This window comes from Streptomyces sp. NPDC029044 (assembly GCF_040637495.1).
GTDB lineage: Bacteria > Actinomycetota > Actinomycetes > Streptomycetales > Streptomycetaceae > Streptomyces.
This window is the reverse complement of sequence record NZ_JBEZWN010000064.1, coordinates 13,850-40,407: the sequence shown is the minus strand read 5'-3', so window position 1 is coordinate 40,407 and position 26,558 is coordinate 13,850. Positions and strand designations below refer to the sequence as shown.

19 protein-coding genes and 1 pseudogene are annotated in these 26,558 nt (G+C 71.1%); 8 read left to right on the top strand and 12 right to left on the bottom strand.

Annotation, left to right across the window (positions count from 1 at the left end):
- Positions 1-1,695 (bottom strand): catalase (locus AB0E85_RS33035; RefSeq protein WP_361935102.1); only part of this gene is annotated, 1,695 nt, incomplete at its 3' end.
- Positions 1,696-1,914: 219 nt separating this feature from the next.
- Positions 1,915-2,859 (bottom strand): MerR family transcriptional regulator, encoded by a 945-nt coding sequence (locus tag AB0E85_RS33030; protein WP_361935104.1) that lies wholly within the window; start codon positions 2,857-2,859, stop codon positions 1,915-1,917.
- 194 nt (positions 2,860-3,053) lie between these two features.
- Between AB0E85_RS33030 and AB0E85_RS33025 the strand changes: the two genes are divergently transcribed.
- Positions 3,054-4,580: an alpha/beta hydrolase gene (locus AB0E85_RS33025; RefSeq protein WP_361935100.1), complete on the top strand. Its 1,527-nt coding sequence runs from the start codon at positions 3,054-3,056 to the stop codon at positions 4,578-4,580.
- Between the two features lie 108 nt (positions 4,581-4,688).
- Here the strand turns inward: AB0E85_RS33025 and AB0E85_RS33020 are convergent, their stop codons facing one another.
- The 4 genes from AB0E85_RS33020 to AB0E85_RS33005 form a co-directional block, all read right to left on the bottom strand.
- A complete protein-coding gene (locus tag AB0E85_RS33020; RefSeq protein WP_361935098.1) occupies positions 4,689-5,933 on the bottom strand; it encodes an NlpC/P60 family protein in 1,245 nt (414 codons plus the stop codon).
- Positions 5,934-6,149: 216 nt separating this feature from the next.
- A complete protein-coding gene (locus AB0E85_RS33015; protein ID WP_361935096.1) occupies positions 6,150-6,998 on the bottom strand; it encodes a GNAT family N-acetyltransferase in 849 nt (282 codons plus the stop codon).
- Between the two features lie 56 nt (positions 6,999-7,054).
- A complete protein-coding gene (locus AB0E85_RS33010) occupies positions 7,055-7,936 on the bottom strand; it encodes a YegS/Rv2252/BmrU family lipid kinase (protein ID WP_361935094.1) in 882 nt (293 codons plus the stop codon).
- A gap of 84 nt (positions 7,937-8,020) precedes the next feature.
- Positions 8,021-9,619 carry an FAD-binding oxidoreductase gene (locus AB0E85_RS33005; protein WP_361935091.1) on the bottom strand — a complete coding sequence of 533 codons (1,599 nt, stop codon included), beginning with the start codon at positions 9,617-9,619 and terminating at the stop codon, positions 8,021-8,023.
- A 66-nt stretch (positions 9,620-9,685) separates the two neighbouring features.
- Here AB0E85_RS33005 and AB0E85_RS33000 point away from each other — a divergent pair, with 66 nt between their 5' ends.
- On the top strand, positions 9,686-10,303 hold the full coding sequence (locus AB0E85_RS33000; protein ID WP_361935089.1) for a helix-turn-helix domain-containing protein: 618 nt from the start codon (positions 9,686-9,688) through the stop codon (positions 10,301-10,303).
- Positions 10,300-11,889 (top strand): glycerol-3-phosphate dehydrogenase/oxidase, encoded by a 1,590-nt coding sequence (locus tag AB0E85_RS32995; protein ID WP_361935086.1) that lies wholly within the window; start codon positions 10,300-10,302, stop codon positions 11,887-11,889. The genes AB0E85_RS33000 and AB0E85_RS32995 overlap by 4 nt, the downstream gene beginning before the upstream one ends.
- Before the next feature lie 28 nt (positions 11,890-11,917).
- On the opposite strand, the gene AB0E85_RS32990 is transcribed toward AB0E85_RS32995, so the two are convergent.
- The 4 genes from AB0E85_RS32990 to AB0E85_RS32975 all read right to left on the bottom strand — a co-directional run bounded on the left by AB0E85_RS32990 (position 11,918) and on the right by AB0E85_RS32975 (position 17,340).
- Positions 11,918-13,450, bottom strand: a complete 1,533-nt coding sequence (locus AB0E85_RS32990; RefSeq protein ID WP_361935083.1) for a fused MFS/spermidine synthase — start codon at positions 13,448-13,450, stop codon at positions 11,918-11,920.
- 135 nt (positions 13,451-13,585) lie between these two features.
- Positions 13,586-14,467 (bottom strand): geranyl diphosphate 2-C-methyltransferase, encoded by an 882-nt coding sequence (locus AB0E85_RS32985; protein ID WP_361935081.1) that lies wholly within the window; start codon positions 14,465-14,467, stop codon positions 13,586-13,588.
- Positions 14,468-14,482: 15 nt separating this feature from the next.
- Positions 14,483-15,847, bottom strand: a complete 1,365-nt coding sequence (locus AB0E85_RS32980) for a family 2 encapsulin nanocompartment cargo protein terpene cyclase (protein WP_361935079.1) — start codon at positions 15,845-15,847, stop codon at positions 14,483-14,485.
- Positions 15,848-15,924: 77 nt separating this feature from the next.
- On the bottom strand, positions 15,925-17,340 hold the full coding sequence (locus AB0E85_RS32975) for a family 2B encapsulin nanocompartment shell protein (RefSeq protein ID WP_361935076.1): 1,416 nt from the start codon (positions 17,338-17,340) through the stop codon (positions 15,925-15,927).
- Between the two features lie 413 nt (positions 17,341-17,753).
- Here AB0E85_RS32975 and AB0E85_RS32970 point away from each other — a divergent pair, with 413 nt between their 5' ends.
- The 3 genes from AB0E85_RS32970 (at position 17,754) to AB0E85_RS32960 (ending at position 21,250) form a co-directional block, all read left to right on the top strand.
- Positions 17,754-18,173, top strand: a complete 420-nt coding sequence (locus AB0E85_RS32970; RefSeq protein WP_361935073.1) for a hypothetical protein — start codon at positions 17,754-17,756, stop codon at positions 18,171-18,173.
- On the top strand, positions 18,170-19,996 hold the full coding sequence (locus AB0E85_RS32965; RefSeq protein ID WP_361935070.1) for a caspase family protein: 1,827 nt from the start codon (positions 18,170-18,172) through the stop codon (positions 19,994-19,996). The genes AB0E85_RS32970 and AB0E85_RS32965 overlap by 4 nt, the downstream gene beginning before the upstream one ends.
- A 573-nt stretch (positions 19,997-20,569) precedes the next feature.
- The gene (locus AB0E85_RS32960; RefSeq protein WP_361935068.1) at positions 20,570-21,250 is read left to right on the top strand and encodes a hypothetical protein; all 681 of its coding nucleotides are present in this window, start codon (positions 20,570-20,572) and stop codon (positions 21,248-21,250) included.
- 43 nt (positions 21,251-21,293) lie between these two features.
- Here AB0E85_RS32960 and AB0E85_RS32955 read toward each other — a convergent pair.
- Positions 21,294-21,540, bottom strand: a pseudogene (locus AB0E85_RS32955) (sulfite exporter TauE/SafE family protein); the annotation flags it as partial.
- A 214-nt stretch (positions 21,541-21,754) separates the two neighbouring features.
- Here AB0E85_RS32955 and AB0E85_RS32950 point away from each other — a divergent pair.
- Positions 21,755-23,137 (top strand): L-serine ammonia-lyase, encoded by a 1,383-nt coding sequence (locus AB0E85_RS32950; protein ID WP_361935065.1) that lies wholly within the window; start codon positions 21,755-21,757, stop codon positions 23,135-23,137.
- A gap of 24 nt (positions 23,138-23,161) precedes the next feature.
- On the opposite strand, the gene AB0E85_RS32945 is transcribed toward AB0E85_RS32950, so the two are convergent.
- Complete coding sequence (locus tag AB0E85_RS32945; RefSeq protein WP_361935062.1) at positions 23,162-24,742, bottom strand: FAD-dependent oxidoreductase; 1,581 nt, start codon at positions 24,740-24,742, stop codon at positions 23,162-23,164.
- A 228-nt stretch (positions 24,743-24,970) separates the two neighbouring features.
- On the opposite strand from AB0E85_RS32945, the gene AB0E85_RS32940 reads away from it, so the two are divergent.
- Positions 24,971-26,554, top strand: coding sequence for a GMC family oxidoreductase (locus tag AB0E85_RS32940; protein WP_361935059.1), 1,584 nt, complete (start codon positions 24,971-24,973; stop codon positions 26,552-26,554).
- The last annotated feature ends 4 nt before the right edge of the window (positions 26,555-26,558 follow it).

Here is a 26,558-nt window from a genome sequence, read left to right as displayed (position 1 = left end):
GGTCACGGCGCCGCCCTCCTGACCGCGCCCTGGGCGCCCGTCACCGCCCGCGCCGCCCTCACCCGCACCCTGCGCAGAGCCGCCGCGCCCTGGACCCAGCTCGAAGGTGTACGCGCCGATGATGTGCTCCCGCTCCACCGCGCTCATGCTCAGCCAGAACCGGCGCGGCTGGCTGAAGTGGTCGGAGAAGGACTCGGGAGCCTTGCGGACCTTCGTCGCCTCCGGCACCCGTACCGGCGTTTCGACGTACGCCCCGGTGTCCGCCCCCGCCAGGAACGGACAGCCGCCGTCGAGAGAGTTGGGCCGGTACGGCGCGACGCCTCGGTGCACGGCGTCCTGGTGGAAGCCGTCCCGCAGCATGTCGTTGACCGGCGAGTGCGGCCGGTTGATGGGGATCTGCGAGAAGTTCGGGCCCGCCAGCCGCGTGATCTGGGTGTCCAGATACGAGAACAGGCGCCCGGCGAGCAGCGGGTCGTCGGTGATGTCGATGCCGGGCACCAGATGGCCGACGTGGAAGGCGACCTGCTCGGTCTCGGCGAAGTAGTTCGACGGGTTGCGGTTGAGCGTCAGCAGACCGATCGGCTGTACCGGGGCGAACTCCTCGGGGACGAGGTTGGTCGCATCGAGCAGGTCGATGCCCTCGAAGGTCTGGTCCGGGGTGTCCGGGAAGGTCTGGATGCCCAGCTCCCACTCCGGGTAGGCGCCCGCTTCGATGGCGTCGGCGAGGTCGCGGCGGTGGAAGTCGGGGTCGACGCCCCCCGCGATCTGCGCCTCCTCCCACACCAAGGAGTGCACACCGAGTTTGGGCTTCCAGTGGAACTTCACCAGCGTCGTGGAGCCGTCGGCGGCCACCAGACGGAAGGTGTGTACGCCGAAGCCCTCCATCATCCGGTACGAGCGCGGGATGCCCCGGTCGGACATGTTCCACAGGGTGTGGTGGGTGGCCTCGGTGTGCAGGGTGACGAAGTCCCAGAAGGTGTCGTGCGCGCTCTGGGCCTGCGGGATCTCCCGGTCGGGGTGCGGCTTGCCGGCGTGGATGATGTCGGGGAACTTGATGGCGTCCTGGACGAAGAAGACCGGCATGTTGTTGCCGACGAGGTCGAAGACGCCCTCGTCGGTGTAGAACTTGGTCGCGAACCCGCGCGTGTCCCGAACCGTGTCGGCGGAGCCCCTGGACCCCAGGACCGTCGAGAAGCGCACGAACACCGGCGTCTCCGCACCCGCCGCCAGGAACGCCGCCTTCGAGACGGCGGCCGCGGTGCCGTAGCTCTTGAAGACGCCGTGCGCCGCCGCGCCGCGGGCGTGCACCACGCGCTCCGGGATGCGCTCGTGGTCGAAGTGCATGACCTTCTCGCGCAGGTGGTGGTCCTGAAGCAGCACCGGTCCGCGCGGACCGGCCTTGAGCGAGTGATCGGTGTCGTAGAGCCGTGTGCCCTGGGCGTTCGTCAGATGGGCGCCCGACTGGGCCATGCGCGCCTGGGCCGCGCCGGTCGCCTGCCCGGTGGGCGACATCGTGTCGGGCCCGCTCTGGTCCGGCTTCGGCGGCAGTGGCTCACGCGGCTCCACCGGTTCCGCGACGCCGGGGGAATCCGGGGCCGGCTTGCCGGGAATCCCTTCCTCCGGCCCCGCGCCGGCGCCCTGGATGGCTTCGGTGACCTTGTCCGCCGCCCGCTTGATGGGATGGGGCTGGCTCATCGCTATCGTTCCTCTGCTTCAGCCGGCCATGGCCGGTGCGGCCACATGGATCGGATGCTCCGGGTTCCGCCGCCGGGTACCCGGCTACGCCGGACGAATCCCTGGTCATGAAGGTGAAGGAGTGGCGGGACGGGAATCCGTCTTCTCCGGCCGCTGCGCGGCTCCTGCGCCCCCAGGTACGGGCGCTGCGCAACTCGGAGGAACGATGGGAGACGGGGCTCACGCGGCTCCGGCGTTGTCCAGCTGAAGTGCAGCACGCAGCCAGTCGTCCGCGGAGCCCGGGGTGGGCTGAGGGCTGCTGCCGGGCCGGGTCAGAACGACGGAGGCGAGTTCCCAGTACTCGTTCAGGCGCGCCTCGGCAGAGAGCCGGGCGGCCAGCGAGCGGCGGAACTCGTGGGTGTCGCGGTTGCGAAAGGCGCTCGCGTATGCAGCGACGTAGGCGTCCAGGGCCTCACCCGGACGGGGGGCGTGTGCCCGGCGCAGGTGCGGGGCCGCGAGTTCGAACGCTTCGACGAGGCCCGCGTACAGCAGCACGGCGCCGCCGGCCCCGGCCACCCGGTGCACCTCCGGTTGGGGCTGCCGGGCGTCCGGGCAGGGGGCCGTCGTCATCGCGTGCAGCCGGGCGAAGGCGAGCACCTGGGTCGGGTGCGGCTCGTCGGGCGGCTGGGGGACGGCCACCTCAAGGAATGCCGCAGTCGCCGGGCGCGGCATTCGTGGTGGCAGCCAGGAGCGCCAGAACCTGGCCAGCGGTGCGGTGCTCGGCGGGGTGCTCAGCGCGCCGAGCAGTCTCAGCCGACCGGCGCGCTGAGCCGGCGGGCAGTCGCGCACCAGTTGGAGTGCGGCTTCCCGCCAGCGCAGGGCCTTCAGCTCACTGCCGAGCCCGCGCAGGCGACCGTCGAGGGCGTCCTCCAGCACACGGCCGGCTACCTCGTCGTCGTCGAGGACGCGGCGTATCTCGGGCAGGGGCAGGTCAAGCGTGCGCAGGGAGCGGATCAGCCGAAGTCGTTCCAGTGCCTGCGGGCCGTAGCGGCGGTGCCCGCCACTGCTGCGGGCGGCTTCGGGGAGCAGGCCTTGATCGGAGTAGAAGCGGACGGTCTTCACCGTGGCACCGGCGCGCTCGGCGAGTTCCCCGATGCTCCACAACAGCTCATGTGACGTCGACAGTTGAACCTCCCTTAAAGGGAGTTCCTACGGTACCGGGGCGCGGGCGAGACCGACACAGTGGCCCGCGCACGACGGCGACCGCGACCGGTGCGGCGTCATGAGACGAGTCCGAGAGTGCGATGAGCCCTGAAAGCTCGACGAGTTCGGCGAGTTCGGCGAGTGGGGCGAATCCTGAGAGTCCGGGGAGGACTTTTGTGAACGTGTTCATCATGGTTGCGGGTGTGTTCACCGGGGCCCATGTCTGGGAGGAGACGGCCGCACGGCTGGTCGCGGCGGGCGGCACGGCGCACGCTGTCCGGCTGACGGGCATCGACCCGGCCCGCCCCGCCGCTCCGGCGCGCGTCGGTCTGGAGACGCACATCGAGGACGTGATCGCGGCGATCGACGCGGTCGACGTGGCATCCGGGCAGCAGATCGTGCTCGTCGGCCACGACTACGGGATCCACCCGGTGCTCGGCGCCGCTGATCGGCGGGCGGAGCGCATCGCGCGTGTCGTGTACCTCGACTGCGGGATGCCGCAGAACGGTGTTCCGGCGCTGGCCACCGTGCCGGACCAGGCGCTGCGCGCACAGCTGGCCGAACGCGCCGAGGCGGGCGAGCGCCAGGGCGTGCTCACGCCACCGGGACGTGACGAGTGGGAGCGCTGGGGCAGTACGGCCGGCCTCGACGAGGCGGCCCTGGAGCGGTTGACCGCCCTGGCGGCGCCACAGCCGCTGGACACTCTGCTTGAGCCGCTGCGGCTGACCGGGGCGGTGGCCGCGATTCCCGTCTCCGGCGTGCTGTGCGCCCGCAACGGGGCCGGTATCGACCAGGTGCAGAGGCTCGTCGACTTCGGCGACCCCGCACTGGCCGCCCTGACCGAGCCTCAGGTCACCTTCTTCGAACTTCCCACCGGGCACTGGCCGATGCTGTCCTGCCCCGGCGCGCTGGCGGACGTCCTGCTGCGGGCCGCGGCCGGTGGGGGGCACCGCCTGCGGCCGGCCGGCGGGGAAGCGCCGACGCCTGCCCACCTGCGCCCGTTCCCCATGGACGTCCCCGAGTTTCCCCGCGACCGTCAAGGCCATGTCGATCTTTACGTCCCGGACGGCGAGGGGGGCCCGCGACCGGCCGTCATCTTCGTGCACGGCGGACCCGTGCCCGCCCGAGCGCGGCCGCGCCCGCGCGAGTGGCCGACCCTGGTGGGGTACGCCCGCTGGGCCGCCGCCGAGGGAATGGTCGGCGTGACTCTCGACCATCGCCTCCATGACGTCGCGGACTACGACCGCGCCGCCTCGGACATCGCCGCCGGTGTGGACCTGGTGCGGGCCGACGTCCGGGTGGACGCCGACCGGATCGCCCTGTGGTTCTTCTCCGGTGGCGGTCTCCTCACCACGGACTGGCTGACACGGCCTCCCGCCTGGCTGCGCTGCCTGGCCGCGTCGTATCCCATCCTCGCGCCTCTTCCCGCCTGGGGCATGGGCGGCAGCCGCTTCCACCCCGCCAGGGCGGTCGAACAGGCGGGGTCCCTGCCCGTCGTCCTCCTCCGTGCCGGGCGGGAGGCTCCCGAGATCGCCGCGACGGTCGATGCGTTCGTGACGGCGGCGGAGGGCAGCGCTGCGCGACTGGAGTTGGTCGATGTCCCCAACGGCCACCACGGTTTCGAGACCCTCGACGCGCCGGAGGAGACGATCCCCGCCCTGCACCGGGCGATGCACTCGGTGGTCACCCACCTGACCAGGTGAATCCCCCGGCCACCGCTCGCCAACGGTCATGATCGCCGGAGCCGGTCCCTGCCGTCCGTGCGGTAGCGCACGATCTGTACGAGTGCCCTATGTGCTCTGCGCGGCATGTCAAGCCGGGCGGATCGCACCCCTGATGGCCGACTGGCCGGCGAAGAACACCGATTCCTCTCGGATGAGCGCTCCCGGGCCGTAGGCGTGAATCATCATGCCGTCGCCGCTCCAGATGCCGACATGGCCGAGGTCGTCGTGGAAGAAGACCAGGTCCCCGGCCCGGACATCGGCGAGCGGGACCTGCACCCCTGCGCTCCACTGGTCCTGGGTGGTCCGGGGAAGGCAGACTCCGACAGCCTTCCACGCGGCCTGGGTGAGCCCGGCGGCGTCGTACGATCCCGGTCCGACCGCGCCCCATACGCACGGCAGACCGATCTGTGCGCGGGCGAAGTCAAGCACCCGCTCGGCCTGGCTGCTGCGGCCGGGGGGCGGCGTCAGCCAGGGTTCGCCGTAGGAACCAGGCGTGTAGGTGGTGGCGGGAACTTCGCCTGTGGTGAGCGGATCCGCAGGAGCATGGGGCGCCAGTGCGGACGCGGTGACGCCGGGCAGACCGGCGCCCTGGATCGTGGTGGTCATGTCGGCCGACGGGCCGGAGGCGTGGTGAGTGGTGAGGTCCGCCGGCAGGGGCGTGGCGTACGGCGCCGTCGCGTCGGCCGTCGGGTCGGCACCGTACGTCTCCGTCCCGCTGGTCAGGAGATCCGCCGGGTATGCACCCGTGGTGGGGGCCGGGACGGCGGGCAGCGCCACGAGGGACTGTGGGCCGGCCTCCAGGACGGGCGCCGGAGCGGGTTCGTACAGAGGCCAGGCTGCCGTGTCGCCGGCGAGACCCGACAGTGCGCCGCCTGTAGCAACCGGTGCGGCACGCTGCTCGGAGAGCTCTGGGAGGACTTCTGTGACGGGTGCCGGAGCTGATCCGCCGGGCAACTCCAGCGCAACTCCGGTGGGCGCCGGGGGCGCGTCGAGAGCACGGAGTTCCGAGGGACGTTCCGCAGGACGCGCGGGCAGCGCTGCCCCGGGTGCGCGCTCGGGCCGGGCCGGGGCCTTCCGGTCCGACTGCCACGCCTGCACGGAGGGCCCCAGCTTGGCGCGGGCGACGTCGAACCACTGCCGGGCAAGGCCTCCGGCCGCCGGCTGTGTGCCCCCGTCGGACCGGCCGCGGGCGACCGCGCCCCGCTGACGCGGAATCGCAGCGGCGCGGGTCGCGTTGAAGGTGCCGGTGTCGCTCTCGGCGCGGTCGTAGAGACTGTCGATCCGCCGCCGGACCTCGTCGGGGCTCGGCCCTTCGCCGTCATGCGCCAACACGGGCTCCAGCCACCTGTGAGAGCCGGGCCTCGGTCACTCCGAGGCGCGAGGTTCGTTCCAGCGCCATGGAAACGGCACTCCTTCAGTCCGGGAGCGCACGGAACCACCTACTCATCGGTGGAAGTCGTGCATGCTGTAACCAACTTAGCCAACTTGTGAGCCTTCCGTGAAGATCGAAGTGGCGAATAGCCTGATATGCCGCTGTGATGTTCGCCCCTACTCGGCGAGTTCGGCGATCAGTGCCGTGCCGACCCTGCGGAAGCCGAGTCGGGCGTAGACCCGCGCGACGTCGTCGTCACCCGCCGACAGGAAGACGGTGGCCGCACCCCGCGACCGGGCGTCGGCCACCAGTGCCGCAGTGACCGCACCTGCGAGACCACGACGGCGAGCTGCGGGGAGCGTTCCGACGCCGACGATCTCGCTGACTCCAGCGAGCGGTTGGTGCTGTCCGGCCGACAGCACTGGTCCGTGCTCGACGGCTGCGGCGACCACGGTCAGACCCTCTCGGATCCGCAAGATCGCGCGTTCCACCGATCCGTCGGCCATGCGGGCGTCGATCGCCTCCGCCAGTTGTCCGGTTCCCGCGAGACCGACGTGGGTCCCGGGCTCGGCGAAGGCGAGGTGAGGAACGGCCAGGGCGCCGGGCAGGACCGGATCGTCCGTGCCTACGATCCGGACGGACACGCTGCCGGACAACCCGTCCACTTCAGCTGCGGGAGTACCGGGATCGAGCACCATCAGCGGGTGTTCGTGGACCACGAGTCCCGTCTCCTCGACCGCTGCCCGCAGCGTGGGTGTGGTCTCGGCGACCCATTCGAAACTCTCCGGGACCCCCAGTTCCCGCTGGCGGGCACGGACCTTCTGCACGTCGGTGGCCCGCAGCGGTCCGGACCGTCCCGGTGCGGGTCGTGCGTAGAACGGCCAGCCCTGGCCCTGCCGCACGAACAGGGTGAGCGGCCCATGGTCCTCGGCGCGGGCGCCGTGGCGCGGGACCGCGTCGTAGTACTCCTCCAGCCGGTCCAGCAGGGCCCGCTCGGGATGATCGTCAAAGTCAGGCGAAGTCACGTCGGGCATCCAAGCAACACAACACCCCCGACGTCACTTCGTTTCGGACCTGCGGCTCAGCACAGGACTCGCAGTGCCCCGGGCAGGACTCTGACCGTCACCGGGAGGGCGGCCTCGATCTCGCCGTCCGCGCCGTAGGGGACGTCGCTGCCGGCCTCGATGCGTATCTCCCGGCCGCGCACCACCTGCACCTGGGGGCGGTGGACATGGGCGCCCGTGTCGAGCTCCTTCATCAGGGTGAAGAACAGCCGGCGCGGGGCATCGCGGATCATCACGACGTCGAGCAGTCCGTCGTCGAGTCGGGCTTCGGGCGCGATACGGCGCGCGGAACCGTAGTAGCTGGAGTTGGCGGCCACCACGGTGTAGCCGCTGTACGCGTGGTCCCGGCCATCGACGGTGATCCGGTAGCGGACGGGGCGCCAGGTGCTGATCGCGCGCAGGGCACCGGCGTAGTAGGAGGCCGAACCGCGCAGCATCCGGGAGCGGTTGGCATGGAGGTTGGCCAGCGCGTCAACACCCGCGTAGACGCTGCCGAGTACGACGGTGGCTGCGTGGACGGACGACGTGACCTCGATGGTGTCCACGGCGCGCGGTGTGCCGTGGAGCAGCACCCGGGCCACGCCGTCGGGGTCGGTGGGCAGGCCCAGGGCCCGGGCGAAGTCGTTGCCGCGGCCGGCGGGGACCATACCGAACAGGGCGCCGGTGCCACTGAGGGCTCCGCCGATGCTTCCGGTGATCCCGTCGCCGCCGACGGCGAGCACCACCCGGCCGCGTTCCCCGGCGTGCCGGGCGAGTTCGCGGGCGTGGGCGAGGCTGCGGCTGTACTCGGTCTCCAGCTCGGCGCCCGCCTCCCGGAGGAGACGGGCCACCTGGTGCAGCGCCGCAGCACTGGTGGCTCCGCCCGCGGTCGGGTTGACGACGGCGGTGAACTGTCGCATCGATGTGCCTCCGGGCTGACGGGTGGTGCCGGGCTGTCGTCTGGTCAGGGGTGGTGCGGGCTCGAGCCGAGGGCGGGGCCGTGGTCAGTCCGCCGGCAGCAGGACGCCGGGGTTCAGCAGGCCGTCGGGGTCCAGCCGTCGCTTGACGGCGCGCAGGGCCTCGACACCGAGGTCCCCGGCCTCCCGTACGTACCAGTCGCGGTGGTCGGTGCCGACCGCGTGGTGGTGGGTGATCGTGCCGCCCGCGGCGAGGATCGCCTCGTTCGCGGCGTGCTTGGCGTGCGTCCAGTGCTCGACGGGGTCGGCGCCCTGGGCGGAGACGACCGTGAAGTACAGCGAGGCGCCGTTCTCGTAGACGTGCGAGATGTGGCACATGACCAGCGGCGGTGTGCCGTTGTCGGTGAGCGTGGAGGTGAGCGCGTCGCGGACGGCCGCGTACAGGCCGGGCAGTCGCGACCAGTAGGCGGCGGTCTCCAGGGTCTCGGCGAACGCGCCCGCTTCGAGGAGCGAGTCCCGCAGATACGGGGCGGCGTAGCGGCCGTGCGCCCAGCGCTCCCCCGGCTCGTCGCCCGCGAACTCGCCGCCGCAGTCGGTGAGTACGGCCGCCGCGGCCGCCCGCCGTTGGGCGGTGTCCTGCTCGGTGCCCTCGAAGCCGACCACGGCGAGGCATCCGGCGCTGTGCCGCTCGACCGCGGAGCCGATGGCCTCGGGCTGGGCGAGGCCGATCAGGGTCTCGGTCTCGTCGGACAGCCGCAGGACGGTGGGGCGGGGGCCGTCCTGGGCGAGCCGGCGCAGCGCGGCGGTGCCCTCGTCGAAGGACGCGAAGCGCCACCCCTCGTAGCGGCGGGTCTGCGGGACGGGCCGGATGCGGACGGTCACGGACGTGATGACGCCGAAGGCGCCTTCCGAGCCGAGCAGCAGCTGCCGCAGATCGGGTCCGGCTGCCGAGCGGGGTGCCCGGCCGGTGTCGAGGGTGCCCTCGGGTGTGGCGAGGGTGAGGCCGAGGACCATCTCGTCGAAGCGGCCGTAGCCCGCGGATGCCTGCCCGCTGGAGCGGGTCGCGGCGAAGCCGCCGATGGTGGCCCACTCGTAGGACTGGGGGAAGTGGCCGAGGGTGAAACCGTGTCCGGCCAGGAGCGCCTCGGCCTCGGGTGCGCGCAGGCCGGGCTGGAGGGTGGCGGTCCGGGAGACGGGGTCGAGGTCGAGCATGCGGTTCATGTGCCGCAGGTCCAGGGCGATGAAGGGTGCCTTGCCGGCGGGGGCGAGGCCGCCGACGACGGAGGTACCGCCGCCGAACGGGACGAGGGCGAGGCGGTGTTCGGCGCAGACGCGGAGCACGGCGAGTACCTCGTCGTGGCTGTGCGGGAGGGCGACTGCCGCCGGGGCGTCGGTGGTGTCGGCGGCGCGGATGCGCAGCAGGTCCGGGGTGGACTTGCCGCGGGTGTGCCGGATGCGGCTCTCCGGGTCCGTGCGGAGGCTCTCCGCGCGATCGCCGAGTGCGGTGTGCAGCGCGTGGCGGGCGGCGTCCTGAAGGGCGGGCGTGGAGAGCGTGATCTCCTCCAGCCGGGCTGATGCCGTGGGCTGCGGCTTGACGCCGAGCCAGTCGCGCAGCAGCCCGGTGACGGTGTCGGGCAGCGGCGTCGCCCTGGCCGGGTCGCCCCAGCCGTTCCACAGCATGTCCATGCCTGTCGTCCTCACCGTTCGTCGGGGGTTGCCGCTGGAGCGGCCTCGGGCGTTACACTGTTACACATGACGCCTAATCGTCACAACAGCTCGGCCCAGCAGAAGTCCTCCGACAACGACGTGGTACTGGACGCCGTCCGGGACTGCGTCCTCGCGGTCGGGGTGCGCCGCACGACCATGACCGACGTGGCCCGCCGCGCGGGCGTCTCCCGGATGACGCTCTACCGCCGCTGGCCCGACGTCCGTTCCCTGGTCGGCGACCTCATGACGCGCGAGTGGATCGCCGTCGCGACCGGAGCCATGCCCGAGAGCCGGCCCGAGGCGGGCACGCTCCCGCCGCTGATCGACGGCCTGGTGACGGGTGTGGAGGCCTTCCGCGCCCACCCGCTCTTCCAGAAGATCGTCGACGTGGATCCCGAACTGCTCCTGCCCTACGTGCTGGACCGGCGCGGCGCGAGCCAGGAGGCCCTGCTGGAGTTGCTCGCCGGGGCGCTGCGCGAGGGACACGCGGACGGCTCGGTGCGGGTGGCCCCGGCCGAACGCCAGGCCAGGACCGTGCTGCTCATCCTCCAGTCCTTCGCCCTGTCCCTGCGCACCATGACCGACGAGGACGACGCCGAGCTCACGAGCGCGGCCTTCCTCACCGAACTGCGCACCGTTCTGGAGAGGACCCTCACCCCATGAGCCCGACCGGCACCCCCGCCGCGGCCTCCCTGTCCGCCGCGCGGCGCTCCCGCGACCTGACCGAGGCGACCGACGGCCGCGTGGTGGACGTGCTGGTCGTGGGCCTCGGCGCGACCGGCGCCGGAGCGGCCCTCGACGCCGCCGCCCGCGGTCTCGACGTCGTCGCCGTCGACGCCCACGACCTCGCGTTCGGCACGTCGCGCTGGAGCTCCAAGCTCATCCACGGCGGGCTGCGCTACCTGGCCTCGGCGCAGTTCGACGTCGCCCACGAGAGCGCGGTCGAACGCGGCGTGCTGATGGAGCGGACGGCACCCCACCTGGTGCGCGCCCAGCCGTTCGTGCTGCCCCTGACCGGACTCGTCTCGCGCGGCCAGGCCGCTCTCGCCTGGGCCGGTTTCCGGGCCGGCGACGCCCTGCGCCTGTCGGCCCGCACGGCTCGCGCCACGCTGCCCGCCCCGCGCCGGCTCTCCCCGGTCGAGACCCGGCACCTGGCTCCGGCGCTGCGCTCCGCGGAGCTGCGCGGCGGCCTGCTGTCGTGGGACGGGAGGCTCACCGACGACGCCCGTCTGGTGACCGCCCTCGCCCGCACCGCCGCCGCCCGGGGCGCCCGCGTGCTGACCCGTGTCCGGGCCTTGGAGCTCTCCGCGTCCGGGGCCCGCATACGCGACGAACTCACCGGCGAGGAGGGCGAGATCCGGGCCCGGGCGGTGATCAACGCCACGGGTGTGTGGGCGGGTGACCTCGTGGAGGGCATCCGGGTCCGGCCCTCCCGCGGCACCCACATCGTCCTGCGCTCGCAGGACATCGGCCCGCTGCCCGCCGGTCTGCACATCCCCATCCCCGGCGAGACCAACCGTTTCGTCCTCGTGCTGCCCCAGGACGACGGCCGGGTCTATGTCGGACTCACCGACGAACCTCTGGACGGGCCCGTCCCGGACGTCCCCGAGGTGCCGGAGACGGACATCGGCTTTCTGCTCGACGTCCTCGGATCGGTCCTCGACGTCCCGGTCCGTCGCAGCGACGTCGTCGGCGCGTTCGCCGGGCTGCGCCCCCTGTTGGACACCACCCCCACCGCACAGCCCGGCGCCGCCTCGCGCACAGCCGACATCTCCCGCCGGCACGCGGTGCTGACCTCACCGGACGGCGTGGTCAGCGTGGTCGGCGGCAAGCTGACCACCTATCGCCGGATGGCCGAGGACGCCGTGAACGCCGTGGTCGACGCACGTGGCCTGGCCGCCGGCCCCTCCCCCACCGCCACGCTCCCGCTGGTGGGCGCCGCGGCCCCCCGGGCGCTCGCCGCGCTGCGCGCGCCCCGCCGCCTCGTCCAGCGCTACGGCACCGAGGCGCCGGCGGTACACGCCCTGGCTGATCAGGACCCGCGGCTGGGCGAGCCCGTCGTGCCCGGCCACGCCGTGACCGGCGCCGAACTGCTGTGGGCGCTACGGCACGAGGGCGCCCTGGACGAAGCCGACCTGCTCGACCGTCGCACGCGCATCGGACTGGTCCCGGCGGACCGGGCCGAGGCATCGAAGGCCGTACGCGGGCTGGTGGCCGAAGCCCTGGGCACGGGCAAGCGAGGCGGGTGAAGTCGCCGGTGGGCCTTGGTCTCGCCCCTCACCGGCCGCTCTGCGGGCTGTAGGGCTGGAGGAGCTGGTCCACGGGTGCGTGGTCGTCGGTGAGGACCCGGGCGGCGCCGGTCCAGGAGGTGAGGTCCTCGCCGGTGGCGATCTTCCAGCCGGTGTGCCGGGCGTCGAGCGCCCGTTGGACCGCCCGGAGGTCGACCGGCCGGTCGGAGGCGAGCACCACCAGGTTGCCGCCCTCGGACGCGGCGGCCGGGCCCAGGCCGATGTCGGCGGGTTCGCCGAGGAGCGCGACGTGCGGGAAGGTCTCGCCGAGCGTGGCCACTTCGGCGCGTGCGAAGTCCATACCCCCGTGGTCGATGAGGTTGGCCACGTACAGGCCCCCCTCGTCGAGGACCCGCCTGACATCGGCCATCGCTTCCACGGTGGTGAGGTGCCACGGCACGCTGACGCCGCCGAAGGCGTCGCCGACGACGAGGTCACGGCTGTCGGTGTCGATCCGCCGCAGGCCGAGCCTGCCGTCCTCCACACGCACGTCGATGCCGTCCTCCGGCCGCAGACCGAGTCGGTCGTGGTTGATGCGCACGACTCCGCCGTCGATCTCGGAGACGAGGCTTCGTGTTCCGGGGCGCGTGGCCGAGAGGTAGCGGGGAAGAGTGAGTCCGCCACCGCCCAGGTGGTGGGCTACCAGGGGTTCGCCCTGTGGGAAGCCGGCGTCGACGACCGATGCGACGGCGCGCACGTACTCGAACTTCAGATGGGTCGGGTCGTCGATGTCGACGTAGGAGTGCCGCAGGCCGTCCAGGACGAGCGTGCGGCCGTCGCCCCCGCCGGGGTCCGCGACGACGCGTGCGCAGTGGTACTTGGTCTCCACGTCGCAGCCCCCGGGTGCGACCGTGGCGGCGAGGCCGCCGGCCGCGACGACGAGTGCCAGCGCCGGGGCGCCGGTCCACCCGCGCGTTCGCCACTCGACCCACGCCGAGCCGGCCACCAGCAGTGCTCCGAGCCCGAGCAGGATGCCGCTGACCGGCAACCGCGACACGAGGACGAAGCCGGTGAGCACGGTGCCGACGATGGCGCCCACCGTGCCGATGCCCGAAAGCCGGCCGACCACCGTACCGGTCTCCGCCAGGCTGGTGAGACGCAGCTTGGTGACGAACGGCGTCACCGCGGAGAGCAGTGCACCCGGCACGAGGATGGTCAGCGACGCGATGACCAGGAGCACCGCGGGTGCCCACTCCGCCGTGCTCCGCAGGACCGCGGGGGTGAGCGCCACCACCGCTCCGGACACCCCCAGCGACGGACCGATGAGCCGGCGCGGATCGACCTGGTCCGCGATGACGCCGCCCAGCCAGGAGCCGAAGGCGATGGCCGTGAGCGCGATGCCGATCACCAAGGTGCTGGTCTCGAGGGTCAGGCCGAGGTAGGGAGCCAGCAGCCGCAGGGCGACGATCTCGACCACCAGGACCGCCGCCGAGGACCCGAACACCAGTATTGCGGCGGCACGCGGGCCCAGACCGTTACGGGGTGTGCTCTCGACGACGGGCGACGTAGACGATCCGGTCACGGGCGACATTCTCGCACGGGGTCATAGACGGAACGGCGGCGTTCACATCCTCATACCGGCTGTGGGATCGAATGCCGCCGGCGGCCAACTCGCGGAGCCGGGGCCTCCGGTGAGGGCCCGGCCCGCGAGACCGGGTCAGACGCGGTCGGCCGCGATCAGGACGTACTGGAAGGAGCCGTCCCGGTAGGACTCGATGAACGCCTTCTCGATCCCGGTGACCAGTGAGGACGTGGCCCTCAACTCCCAGTAGGGCAGGGTGTCCGCAGTGAGGTCGACGATGGCCTGCGGCACGAGCCGGTTGTCGGCCATGGCGCGCAGATACTCGCGCCGGGAGTGGATGTTGCACTCGAAGTGGGCGTTGATCTGGGAGACCCACTTGGACGGCTGGCCGTAGCGGGGGTTCCAGCAGCCGGTGATGGTCACGTAGCGGCCGCCCACCCGCAGGAAGCGGGAGTGCTCGGCGAACAGGTCGTCGAGGTCGACGTACATGCTCGACTCGTTGTTCCACGAAGCGGCGATGCTGCCCTTCTCGAAGGGCGTGTCGAGCATGTTGCACACGCGGGAGCGGACATGGTCCTCGATCCGCAGTTCCCGTGCCCGCCTGTTGCCGAAGTCGGCCTGGGTCGCGGAGAGGGTGACGCCCTCGACCTTGCAGCCGAAGCGGCGGTGGGCCATGACCATGGAGCCGCCGCGCCCGCAGCCGGCGTCGACGAGGGTGTCGCCGGACCCGACGGGGCCGAGGTGGTCCAGGAGGACCTCAGCCTGTGCCGACTCCAGGCGGTGCAGCTCCGCGATGAGCTTCTTCTCGTACTCGCTGTGGGCCGGGTCGCCGAGCGCGGCCTGGTCCACCTCGCCGATGCCGTAGTGGTGGTGGTAGAGCCCGTCCACGTCACCGAGGCGGAGGTTGACCGGCCGTGCCTCGTTGTTCCAGTAGCGGGCGATGTCCCCCTGGTACGGCGTCGCCGGAGCCGGGATCTTCACGGAGGCGGAGGCGGAGGTGGTCGTTTCAGTGGTCACAGAAGGGTCCGTTCTTTACCAGAAGTCGGGCAGGCTGTAGCGGTAGGTATTGGTGCGGTGCCAGTCGTGGTTGCCGTCGACCCAGGCGGCCACGCCCTTGAGGAAGCGCAGCACGGGGGGCAGGGGGCAGTCCGCCGCGAGGTCGGCCGCGGCGGCCTCGAAGGCGTGCTGGAGTTCGTTGTGGACCTCGACTGCCTTCAGATAGGCGTCGCGCTCGGAGAGTTGCTCGCGTTCCGCGATCACCACCGGCAGGTTCAAGTGGCGGCCCGGGCTGTTGAGTTCCTTGGTGTACGAGTAGAGGTCGTTGACGATGGTGGTCGCGTTGCCGGCGAGGGCGATGACCCGTTGCATGTCCGGCCGGGCGTGCAGGTCCGCGGGCAGTTCGTAACCGCCGACGGTGTCGGTGATCGTGGGGCAGGGACGGAAGTTGTTGAACTGGCGCATCGCCAGGTACTCCCACACCTCCGGGACGTGACCGGTCTGTGCCCAGGCGGCCTCGGCGAGGTAGCCCATGTGCAGCCGGGCCATGTCGTGCCGGTAGCGGTCGGACTGGGAGGGTGTGGCCGCGCGGACGAAGTAGTCCATCGCGCTGCGGTACGCCCGGCGCGGCGCGTCCGACCCGAGCGACTCCAGCCACGCCGGCGCGTACTCCGCGGTCGTGTGGAAGTGGTCGATCGCCGTGTGCGCGAGGAGGAGGCGCCCGCCGAGGCCGACGGGTGACCCGCCGTGGTCCTCGCAGTAGCAGTCGTCCACCGCGTTCTCCGCGACCATCAGCCGCGTGGCGAGCATCAGGTGGTCGACCGTCGGGGCGTCGGGATGGCAGGCGACCATGTAGCGGCCGACGGAGAATCCGTCGAACTGCTTCTCCCATTCCTCGGGGTAGAGCTGGACCTCGTCCTCCGCCCAGCGTTTGATCCGGCGGCTCACCTCCTCGACGCGTACGGGGTCGGGCTCCGGGACGGGGTGGTGGTAGAGGCCGGGCACGGCTCGCCCCTCGGCGGGCGGGGCGGGGGCCGGGGGTTCCGGTTCCGGAACCGGGGTGTGATACCTCTCGGCGACGGAGAGCGAGGTCGTGCCCGGTCCGGTGGGTCCGCGCAGGATCCGCCGGAGCGCGGAGCCGGCCTCGGCCGCGTCAGGCGTGTCCCGTGCCGGGGCGGCCGCCGGGGGCGATGGCGGGCCGGGGATCGTGACCGGCGGATGCAGTGCGGCGAGGAAGTGCCGGGCGGTGGGCGTCGCCGGTAGGCCTGGGGCCACCGGCGCGGGGGCGTCCGGCGCGGCTGTGGTGGCGTCCGGCATGGCCGTGGGGGCGTCCGGCACGGGTGTGGGCGGCGTCGGCCGCTGTGCGGGCGGGGATGATCCGAGGGGCCCGGAGTCGGGCATCGGCAGCTCCTTGCTGCGGTGGGGTGGGCGCTCCGTCGTGCGGGGGCGTCAGGCGTGGGCCTGCGCGGATCAGGGCTTCAGCGCGGTCTGGAAGCGATCTGCACGTTCTCCATGACACCGAGGGCGTCGGGGAGGAGCACCGCGGCGGAGTAGTAGGTGCTGACGAGGTAGGAGTTGATCGCCTGTTCGTTGATGCCCATGAACCGCACCGAGAGCCCCGGTTCGTACTCGTCCGGCAGTCCCGTCTGCCGCAGACCGATGACGCCCTGGTTCTTCTCACCGGTGCGCATCGCGATGATGGAGCTGGTCTGCTCCTTGCTGATGGGAATCTTGTTGCACGGCAGGATGGGGACCCCGCGCCAGGCGGGCACGGACTGTCCGCCGAGGTCGACGTGGTCGGGGTAGAGACCGCAGGCGTTGAAGCCCCGCCCGATGGCGGCGATGGTCCTGGGGTGGGCGAGGAACATTTTGGTGCCTCGCCTGCGGCAGAGCAGGTCGTCCATGTCGTCCGGGGTGGGCGGGCCGGAACGGGGCTGGATGCGCTGCTTGAAGTCGGCGTTGTGCAGCAGTCCGAACTCACGGTTGTTGATGAGCTCGTGTTCCTGGCGCTCCCGCAAGGCCTCGATGGTGAGCCGGAGTTGTTCCTCGCTCTGGTTCATCGGGCCGTTGTAGAGGTCGGCGATCCGGGTGTGGATCCTCAGTACGGTCTGTGCGACGGAGAGTTCGTACTCGCGCGGCCGCTGTTCGTAGTCGACGAAGGTTCCCGGCAGGTCGGCCTCGCCGACGTGGCCGGCCGACACGGCGATCTCGGCCTCGCCGTGCTTGTTCTGCCGCAGTCGCGATCGGGAGCTGAACGCTTCGACATGGGCTCGGAGGGCGGGCGCCGAGTCCTGCACTGCGGCGAAGTCCGAGCGGGACAGGGTGAGGAGGGTGCCGGAGGTCTCGGCGGTGACCGTGCTGTCGTGGCGGGCGTCGGGGTCCAGCAGGGCGCTCTCACCGAAGTGGTCACCGTCCGCGAGGACCGCGATGGCGATCTCTCCGCCGTACTTGCCCGCGGAGGTCCGGCTGACCCGGCCGTGGGCGATCAGGTGGATCCGGTCGGCGGGGCTGCCGCGCTCGACGAGGACGTCACCCGCCGCGAAGTCACGCTGTGTGCAGCGGTCGGCGAGCGCCGTGAGGACATCGCTGTCCTCGAATCCGCGCAGCAGGGCCAGTTCACCGAGTTCCCTGGGGATCACCCGGACCGTTGCGCCCTCCTGGACGAACTCGATGTGTCCGTCGCCGAGGGTGTGGCGCAGCCGCCGGTTGACCCGGTAGGCGCCTCCCTCGGCCTCGACCCAGGGCAGCATCCGCAGCAGCCAGCGGGAGGTGATCTCCTGCATCTGCGGGGCGGACTTGGTGGTGGTGGCGAGGTTGCGGGCGGCGGCGGTGCTCAGCGACTGCTGCGCCGCATCGGGTGCGGTCCGGGTGTCCGGGATGCTGTGGACGGTCATCGGGAGGGAGTCTCTCCTTGCACGACGGGGCGTCCGGCGCACGCGGATGCGCCGACCGGGAGACAGGGAGGAGTGGGCAACGGGCGGGAAGGATCACGGCGATCCGTCCACCTGCAGAAAGCTAGCCGCTGAACGGGCCGCGACCACCAGGGAGACGAGATGCTTACCTCGAAGCAGTGACAATCAGTTGAATGCGGTTTATCGGCCCGTTCCGCGGCATCGCCCCGTCCTCGGCGCGCCGGGTCACCGACGAGACCTCGCCGACGACGAACCGCGCCAAGTTGAAAGCGGAACCTTTCGGTTGAAGCGTGAAACTCATTCCCGCGTGGGCGACTTGCCACCCGGCTCTGAGCAGCGGAAACTGTAAATGATGACGTGGAGCCCACCGATACCTCGAACTCTGCGCCGCCCCGATGAGCACGAACGAAGGGGCTGACACGGTGGAGAACGAACTGCACATCCTCCTCACCGAGGAGGACGCGGAAGCGGAACGCGTCGCCGAACTGACCGGCTACCTCCGTCAGGAACTGCTCGACCTCGACGTGGAAGACGTCACGACGCTTCCGGGTGGCGAGGTCCCTCCCGGAGCGCGGGCCGTGGACGTCACTCAGATCGGTGCCCTCCTGGTCACCCTGGGCAGCTCCGCGACCGCCCTGAGCCAGGTGATGAACGCCATCCGGTCATGGAGGGGCCGTCGCCATGACACGCACCCGTCCTTGCACCTGCGGATGGGCGACGATGTCCTGGAGGTGTCCGAGGCGACCGACGACCAGGTCGCGGCAGCGTTCGAGATCTTCACCCAGCGCCATTCCCCGGCTGGAGCCGAGCCATGACGGATTCCAGGCACGCGCTGATCATCGCCAACGACCGGTACAGCGACCAGGGACTCAAGAAGCTCAGGGCGCCCGCCCAGGACGCCGCGGCCCTCGAGAAGGTGCTGCACGACCCGCAGATCGGCGACTTCGACGTGGAGGTCGTGCACAACGCGTCGGCCGACGTCATGCGCAGGCGCATCCAGGGCTTCTTCAACGACCGTCGCCGCGCCGATACGCTTCTGCTGCACTTCTCCTGCCACGGCCTCAAGAGCGAGTCGGGCGAGCTGTACTTCGCCGCGAGCGACACCGAGCCCCCGCTGCTCGCCGCCACGGCCGTCCCCTCCCAGTTCGTCCGCAGTTGCATGTCCGTCACGCGGGCCGGCCGCACCGTGCTGTTCCTCGACTGCTGCTACGGCGGGGCCTTCTCCCGGGGCTCGACCTCCGTACGCGCGTCCGGAGACGTCAACGTCCTCGAATCCTTCGCCAAGGACGAGCCGGCCAGCGGGCGGGGCTGGGCCGTCATCACCGCGTCCGACTCCATGGAGTACGCCTTCGAGGGCAGCCAACTCGCAGACGACTCCTCCGCTCCGCGGCCCTCGGTGTTCACCCACGCCGTGGTCGAGGGCCTGGAGACCGGCGAGGCCGACCTCGATGCGGACGGCAGGGTCTCCCTCGACGACCTGTACGAGTACGTCTACCAACAGGTGCGGGAGCAGAACCCCAACCAGACGCCCAAGAAGGCGGCGGAACTGCACGGGGAACTGCACCTTGCACACAGCAGGCGCGGCCGCATCAAGATCGTTGCCATTCCCTCGCCGCCCTCTCTGCGGGCCGCGATGAGCAGCGAAGAGTTCCTCACCCGGCAGGGCGCCGTGCTGGAGTTGCAGAAACGGTTGCAGCACAGGGAGCTGCCCGTGGCGGAAGGAGCGCGTCAGCACCTGGAGGAGGTCGCGCGCAACGACGTCCAGCAGATCGCCGGCATGGCGTCCGACGCCTTGGGCAAGATCCGGCTGGCACCGTCCCCGGACCACCTGGACTTCGGCGTGATACCGAGGGGTTCCACCCCCCACAAGCAGTCCGTGACCATGCACGGCCCGCCGCTGGCCCGGCACTGCGTGGCCCAGCCCAAACAGTCGTGGCTGCGGGTCGACCCGACCGGCAGCGGTCTGGAGGTCCGCATCGACACGGCGACCGAGGGACGCCTGTCGGGCGACATCGTGCTGAAGGGTGTGGCAGACGAGTCGGTGATCCATGTCGAGGCGGAGGTGACCCCCTCGCGCGGGCCCGGTCGCACCGGGCCCGGAACCGGCGCCTCGGACGGTCCCGCGGAGCCGTCTCACGGAGGGGGCGACGAGCAGCAGACGGTGCTCGTCGGGCCCCCGGGGACCCCGCCCCGCCCCGACAAGCCGCCCGCCCGCCCCGAGAAGCCGCCCGTGACCACCACACCCGCCGGTCGCACGGACAGGCGCGCCCCCGCCCTCGCCGGTGCCGCTCTCGCCCTGGCCGTCGCGTCCATCGGCACACTCGTACTGGCCCTGCAGAGAGCGGTGGTGGCCGTCGTCGAACGAGGCGAGGAAGGGGTCCAGGGCAGCATCGAGGACAACGTCCGTGAGTACGGAGCGCTCACGCCTCTCATCGTGTGTCTGGTCACCGGTGCGCTGGCGCTGGTGGTCGGCGCGGTGGCCCGGCACGACCTGGGAACTCGGCGGGAGCACTACACGAGGCAGGCGGCGAGCAGTACACACACCCTGACTGCGATCGCGAAAGGGCTGGCGATCCCTGCGCTGGTCCTGGCCGTCCTCGCGGGCATCGCCTACTTGGTGGGCAACCCCCATTGGTGACCACCCCGGCTCACGGAGGTGGTCCCGGCAGTTCTGTCCCTGGGAGTTCAGGTCGGCGCGATCCGGCCGGCGGGCCGATCGGCGGATGCCGGCCGGACCCTCGTCAGGTCGGCTGCTGCATCGGCACGCCCGCTGCCCTTCCGGCTGCTCCTGAGCGACGATCTCGAATCGGGCGCGACCGCCGGCTGCGGGTGCCGGGTGGCCCTACGGTCCCGGCCGACGGTGATGAAACGGCCCGGCTGGTGACAGCCGCTCCGCACGCGACACGGCGGCGATCCTGATCCTGCCTGGCGGGCCGCGGATGCCGTGCACGCGTTCAGCCGGCAGTCGCCGGACGGGACATGACACCAACTCGGGTATGTCCGCCGCCTGTTGACGCTGAAGGTCGCAGTGGTGAGTTCGGCGCCGGGAAAGAGGACACCACTCAGCGGGAACAACTGGCCTCTCCTGTCCGTACCATCTCTCACCAGGGCAGCTCGCTGGACGCACAACTCCCCCACCGGGCCACTGAGGCCCGCCCTGGGACAGACATCACCCGCAGCTTGCCTTCGACGCCGAGGAAAGGTCAGTGCCATGCCCGAGACAAAGACTCCCGCCACCGAACTGGCATCGCAGTACATCGCCCAGGTGACCGGCGACCTCGAAGCGAACCTCAAGGAGCAAGAACGCATCGGTGCGGAAATCACCACGCTGCAGGAGCAGCTCGCCGCTCTCCAGCACGATCACGGCGTGCTGGTGACCATGCAGCAGGCACTCGGCATCACCATGCCGCCGAACGGGGTCGCAGCCGAGCCCGAGAGTGCCGTGCTGCCTTCCCCGCGGGGGAAGAAGGCCGGTCCGGCGGCCGGCGAGAAGCAGAAGGCGCGCAAGTCCACTGCCACGCCGGTGAAGAAGGCGGCCAAGAAGCCCGCAGCCCGGAAGCCCGCAGCCGGGAAGCCCGCAACCGGGAAGCCCGTGGCCAAGAAGGCGGACAGCGCCAAGACGCCCGAGCCCACCCTGGTCGAGCTCATTCGCCGCCACCTCGCCGAGCAGAAGGAACCGCGCTCCGCAGCGGAGATCTCCACCGCGCTCGCCGAAGCCCACCCCCACCGCGGCATCGCGGCCAAGGTCGTGCGCGTCACGCTCGAAGGCCTCGTGGCCAAGAGCCAGGCGGAGCGCTCCAAGCAGGGCAGGAGCGTCTTCTACACCGCCCCTGCCTCGGATTCGGCGGCCGCGCCCGAGGGCGAAGCACAGCCCAAGGGCACGGACGACTGACCGTGCGTCCTGCCCTCGAAGGCGCCACAGCGGACGCGGCGCCTCAGGCCAGTCCCTGGACGACGTAGAAGACGCCCAGGCCTGCGGCCGGGCCGCCGAGGAGGAGCCGCAGGCCCGTCTCCGGCAAGCGGATCTGGAGGCGGGCGCCTGCGTAGCCGCCGACCAGCCCGCCCAGGCCGCAGGCGAGCCCGGGCCACCGGTCGGGTGCGACGTCGCCGACGGTGACCCATGGACAGCAACGCGTACTCACCGGCGCCGACGACAGAGGTGGCGAACGTCGCGGCGCCTGCTAACCCGGCCGGTATCGACGCCCCCGCGCCGGCAGGACGTATAGGCGACGAGATGGTCACGGGCGGCACCCGCACCGCCGGACCCTGTCGGCCTCGCCACCTACGTCAGCGTCCCTGATCGAGGCCTGCCGCCGTCTTGACAACCCCCGAACCCGCGAGAAAGGCTGTTGCGCATAGAGAGTTCAGTTGCTCATTAAGAAACGGGAGCCCGCTCGTGGCCGTCTCCGTCTTCGACCTCTTCTCCATCGGCATAGGGCCGTCCAGTTCACACACCGTCGGCCCCATGCGCGCCGCCGGGATATTCGCGGGACGACTGCGGGAGGAGGGGCTCCTCGCCCGTACGGCAGCGGTGCGGGCCGAGCTCTTCGGCTCCCTCGGCGCCACAGGACACGGCCACGGCAGTCCCAAGGCCGTGCTGCTCGGCCTAGAGGGCAACGAGCCGCACACGGTGGACGTGGCCGAGGCCGGGCGGGACGTCGAGCGGATCACGTCGACGGGGCGGCTGCGGCTGCTGGGCCGCGCCCTCGGCGAAGCCCACGAGATCGGCTTCGACGTCGACAGGCAGTTGGTGCTGCACCGCCGCCGTTCGCTGCCGTACCACGCCAACGGCATGACGTTGTTCGCGTACGACGCCGAGGGCACAGCGCTGCTGGAGAAGACGTACTACTCGGTGGGCGGCGGTTTCGTCGTCGACGAGGACGCGGCCGGCGCCGGCCGGGTCAAGCCGGACGACACCGTGCTCAAGTTCCCGTTCAGCAGCGGTGACGAGTTGCTGCGGCTGGCCCGGGAGACCGGCCTGTCGATCTCGGCGCTGATGCTGGAGAACGAACTGGCCTGGCGCAGCGAGCAGGAGATCCGTACCGGCCTGCTGGAGATCTGGCGGGTGATGCGGGAGTGCGTGGCGAGCGGACTGTCCTGCGAGGGGATCCTGCCGGGTGGGCTGAAGGTCCGCCGCCGGGCCGCCGCCGTGGCCAAGGCGCTGCGGGCCGACGGCGATCCGGCCGGGCGGGCGCTGGAGTGGGTGACCCTCTACGCCATGGCGGTCAACGAGGAGAACGCGTCCGGCGGCCGCGTGGTCACCGCACCGACCAACGGGGCAGCCGGCATCATCCCGGCCGTCCTGCACTACTACGTCGATTTCGTCCATGGCGCCGACGACGACGCAGTCGTCCGGTTCCTGCTGGCGGCCGGTGCCATCGGCCTGCTGTTCAAGGAGAACGCCTCCATCTCCGGTGCGGAGGTCGGCTGTCAGGGCGAGGTCGGTGCCGCCTGCTCGATGGCCGCCGGCGGCCTCGCGGAGGTCCTCGGCGGCTCACCGGAGCAGGTGGAGAACGCCGCCGAGATCGGCATGGAGCACAACCTGGGGCTGACGTGCGACCCGGTCGGCGGCCTCGTCCAGATCCCCTGCATCGAGCGGAACGGCATGGCTGCGGTCAAGGCCGTCACCGCGGCGCGGATGGCCCTGCGGGGCGACGGCCGCCATCACGTCTCCCTGGACAAGGTCATCAAGACCATGAAGAAGACCGGCGCCGACATGAAGGTCAAGTACAAGGAGACGGCCCGGGGCGGGCTCGCGGTCAACGTCATCGAGTGCTGAGGGAGGAGGCGGCGCGAGACGGGCTCATCCTGTCGACGTCCGCATGAACGACGCGGCCCGCTCCCCGATCATGATGGCGGGAGCGTTCGTGTTCCCGGTGACGAGCGTGGGCATGACGGAGGTGTCCGCCACGCGGACGTTCTCAAGCCCTCGTACCCGTAGTTCGTGGTCGACGACCTTGCCCATCATGCAGGTGCCCGACGGGTGGTAGAAGGAGAAGGACTGTGTGCGGATGAAATCGTCGATGTCCTGGTCGCTGTCCGACCGAGGGGCGAGTCCGGCGGCGGCCGCCGCGCGCAGGTCCGATCGCAGCATGGCCGTCAGCCGCTGTTCACGGGCGATGCGCATGCACAGACGGACGCCCTCGCGCAGCCGCCGTCGGTCGTCGGGGTCGTCGAGGTAGTTGTGGAAGATGCGCGGCTTGGCATAGGGGTGGGAATGCCGCAGCCGCACCGAGCCGCGGCTCGCCGGCCGTGCGACGTATGGACCGAACGACATTCCGGGCTCGAGTGGCGCAGCGAGTCCTTCGTCTCGGACGATGCCCAGCGCGGCATGAACCTGGATGTCCGGGGCGGGGACGTCATCGCTCGAGCTGAAGAAGCCGCCGACCTCGTTCCAGGCCATGGGGCCGGTGCCCTGCCGGCGCAGGAGCTGCTCCTGCGCGGAGGTGTCGGGTCCCAGGACCGGCTGGGTGTCGCTGAAGAAGCTGATGAAGCACCCGGTGTGGTCCTGCATGTTCCGGCCGACATCAGGCAGGTCGTGCAGAGGGGTGATCCCGCCCGCGGAGAGTTCGTCGGCCGGCCCGACGCCGGACTGGAGGAGCAGGTGGGGCGAGTTGTAGGCCCCGAGGGACAGCACCACCTCGCGGTCGGCACGGATCGTCCGGACGGCTCCGAGGTGGTCGACCTCCAGCCCGATGGCCCGTGAGCCGTCGAAGCCGATGCGCAGAGCGGTCGTCGAGGAAAGGACGGTGAGGTTCGGACGTCCCGCGGCCGGCTCCAGGAACGCCGTCGCGCTGCTGCACCGCAGACCGCCTCGCTGTGTGACCTGGTGATAGCCCACGCCCTCCTGCTCAGGCCCGTTGAAGTCCGCGTTGGGCTTGTGCCCCGCCTCCTGAGCCGCCTCGACCCATGCGGTCAGGAGGGGATGGACGGAGACGGGGTCGCTGACGGAGAGGGGGCCACCGACACCGTGGAAGTCGTCGGCTCCGCGCTCGTTGTCCTCGGACTTCTTGAAGTACGGCAGAACGTCGTCATACCCCCAGCCCGGGTTCCCGAGCCGTTCCCACGTGTCGTAGTCGTAGCGGTGACCGCGCACGTACAGCATCGTGTTCATCGAGCTGGTGCCGCCGATCACCCGGCCGCGGGGCAAGTAGGCCCTGCGTCCTGCGAGTCGCGGCTCGGGGTCCGTCTCGAAGTCCCAGTCGAACGCCGTCTTGAGCTGCTGGGAGAACAGGGCGGGTATCTCGAAGAGGCGGCCTCGGGCCGGCGGTCCTGCTTCGATCAGCGCGACCGTGACATCCGGATCCTCGGACAGGCGGGCCGCGACCGCACATCCGGCCGAACCGGCCCCGACGACGATGTAGTCATACGCTTCGCTGTCCATTGCGCCTCCGTGGAAGTCCGGCCGCCCTGATCGACGTCGTGGTGGCCGCCCTGATCGACGTGGTGGTTCCCGAAGACGCTAGGGACCCCAGGCATGCCGGGCCCATGCACGAAGTGAGCAAATCAGACAGCAGCGATTACCCATTCCGTGCATGTGCTGCACCCAGGCCGCTGTTTAGGCTCGCTGGGAACCTACGCAGTACCCGAGCGCCTAAGGGGATTCCGACTCATGTCCGATCCGGTCCGTCAGGATTACACGCCCCCGGAGCTTCGGCCCGACGCCCTCGTTTCCGTCGATTCCGGCGAGGAGATCAGCACAGATGTCCTGATCATCGGCTCCGGCATGGGCGGGTCCGCACTGGCCTGGGCGCTGAAGGACTCCGGTCTGGACGTCCTCGTCGTGGAACGGGGTCGCTTCCTTCCCCGTGAACCGGAGAACTCGCAGCCGACCGAGATGTACATCAAGGGCCGTTACAAGAACGCGGGCTACTGGTACGACGGCAGCACCGGCAAGCCGTTCGCGCCGGGCGTGTACTACTGGGTGGGCGGAAACACCCGCTTCTACGGCGCCATGCTGCCCCGTTTCCGGCGCAGTGACTTCACGGAGGTGGAGCACCACGAGGGTGTCTCGCGTGCCTGGCCCTTCGGTTACGACGACCTGGAGCCCTTCTACACCGTCATGGAGCAGTTGCTCCAGGTCCACGGGCAGACCGGCGAGGACCCGACCGAGCCGCCGCACTCCAAGCCCTACCCGTACCCGGCGCTCCAGCACGAACCGGAGATCGAGCGGTTCTCCCGGTCGCTGCGCAGGCAGGGCCTGCACCCGTTCCACACGCCGAACGCCCTGAACATCAGCACGCAGGCCGATCGTGCCGCCGTGACGACCGCCGACGGCTGTCCGGACGAGACGGGGATGAAGTCGGACGCCGAGAACCGGCTCCTCCTCCCCGCGCTGCGCGACGGCGTGAAGATCCTCACGGGAGCGGAGATCACCCGTCTGATCACCTCACCCGATGGCCGGAGGGTGGTGGCCGCCGAGGCACGGCACGCGGGCCGCACCGTCCGGATCCACGCCAAGACCTTCGCCCTCGCCGGAGGCGCCGTCAACTCGGCCGCGCTCATGCTCCGTTCGGCCGGCGACGCGCACCCTGAGGGTCTCGCCAACTCGTCAGGGCTGCTGGGCCGCAACTACATGGTGCACAACAGCACGTTCTTCGTCGGGGTCAACCCGCTGCGGACCAACCCCACGCAGTGGCAGAAGACGCTCGGTCTGAACGACTTCTACGAGGCCGGACCAGGGACGCGCTTCCCGCTCGGGAACCTCCAGATGCTGGGCAAGCTTCAGGCCCCCATGCTCAAGCCCGCGCGTCCGTGGGCACCGGACTGGGCCCTGAAGTTCATGGCGGCCAGGAGCCTGGACATCTACCTGACGACCGAGGACCTCCCGTCCCGGAACAACCGGGTGCGGGTGGACGGGGACCGTATCCTCATCGACTGGACGCCGACCAACCTCACGCCCCACCACGAGCTCGTGCGCCGGGTGACCCGGGCGGTCCGCACGTCCGGCTATCCGCTGATCTTCACCCAGCGCATGGGCATCGAGACCAACTCCCACATGTGCGGTACGGCCGTGGCGGGCGACGACCCGGCGCAGAGCGTGCTGGATCCCCTGTGCCGCAGCCATGACGTCGAGAACCTCTGGGTGGCCGACTCGTCCTTCTTCCCGTCCTCCGCGGCGCTCAACCCGGCCCTGACGATCGGGGCCAACGCCCTGCGCATCGCCCCCTCCCTGGCCAGGGCGACGAAGGGCTGACGTC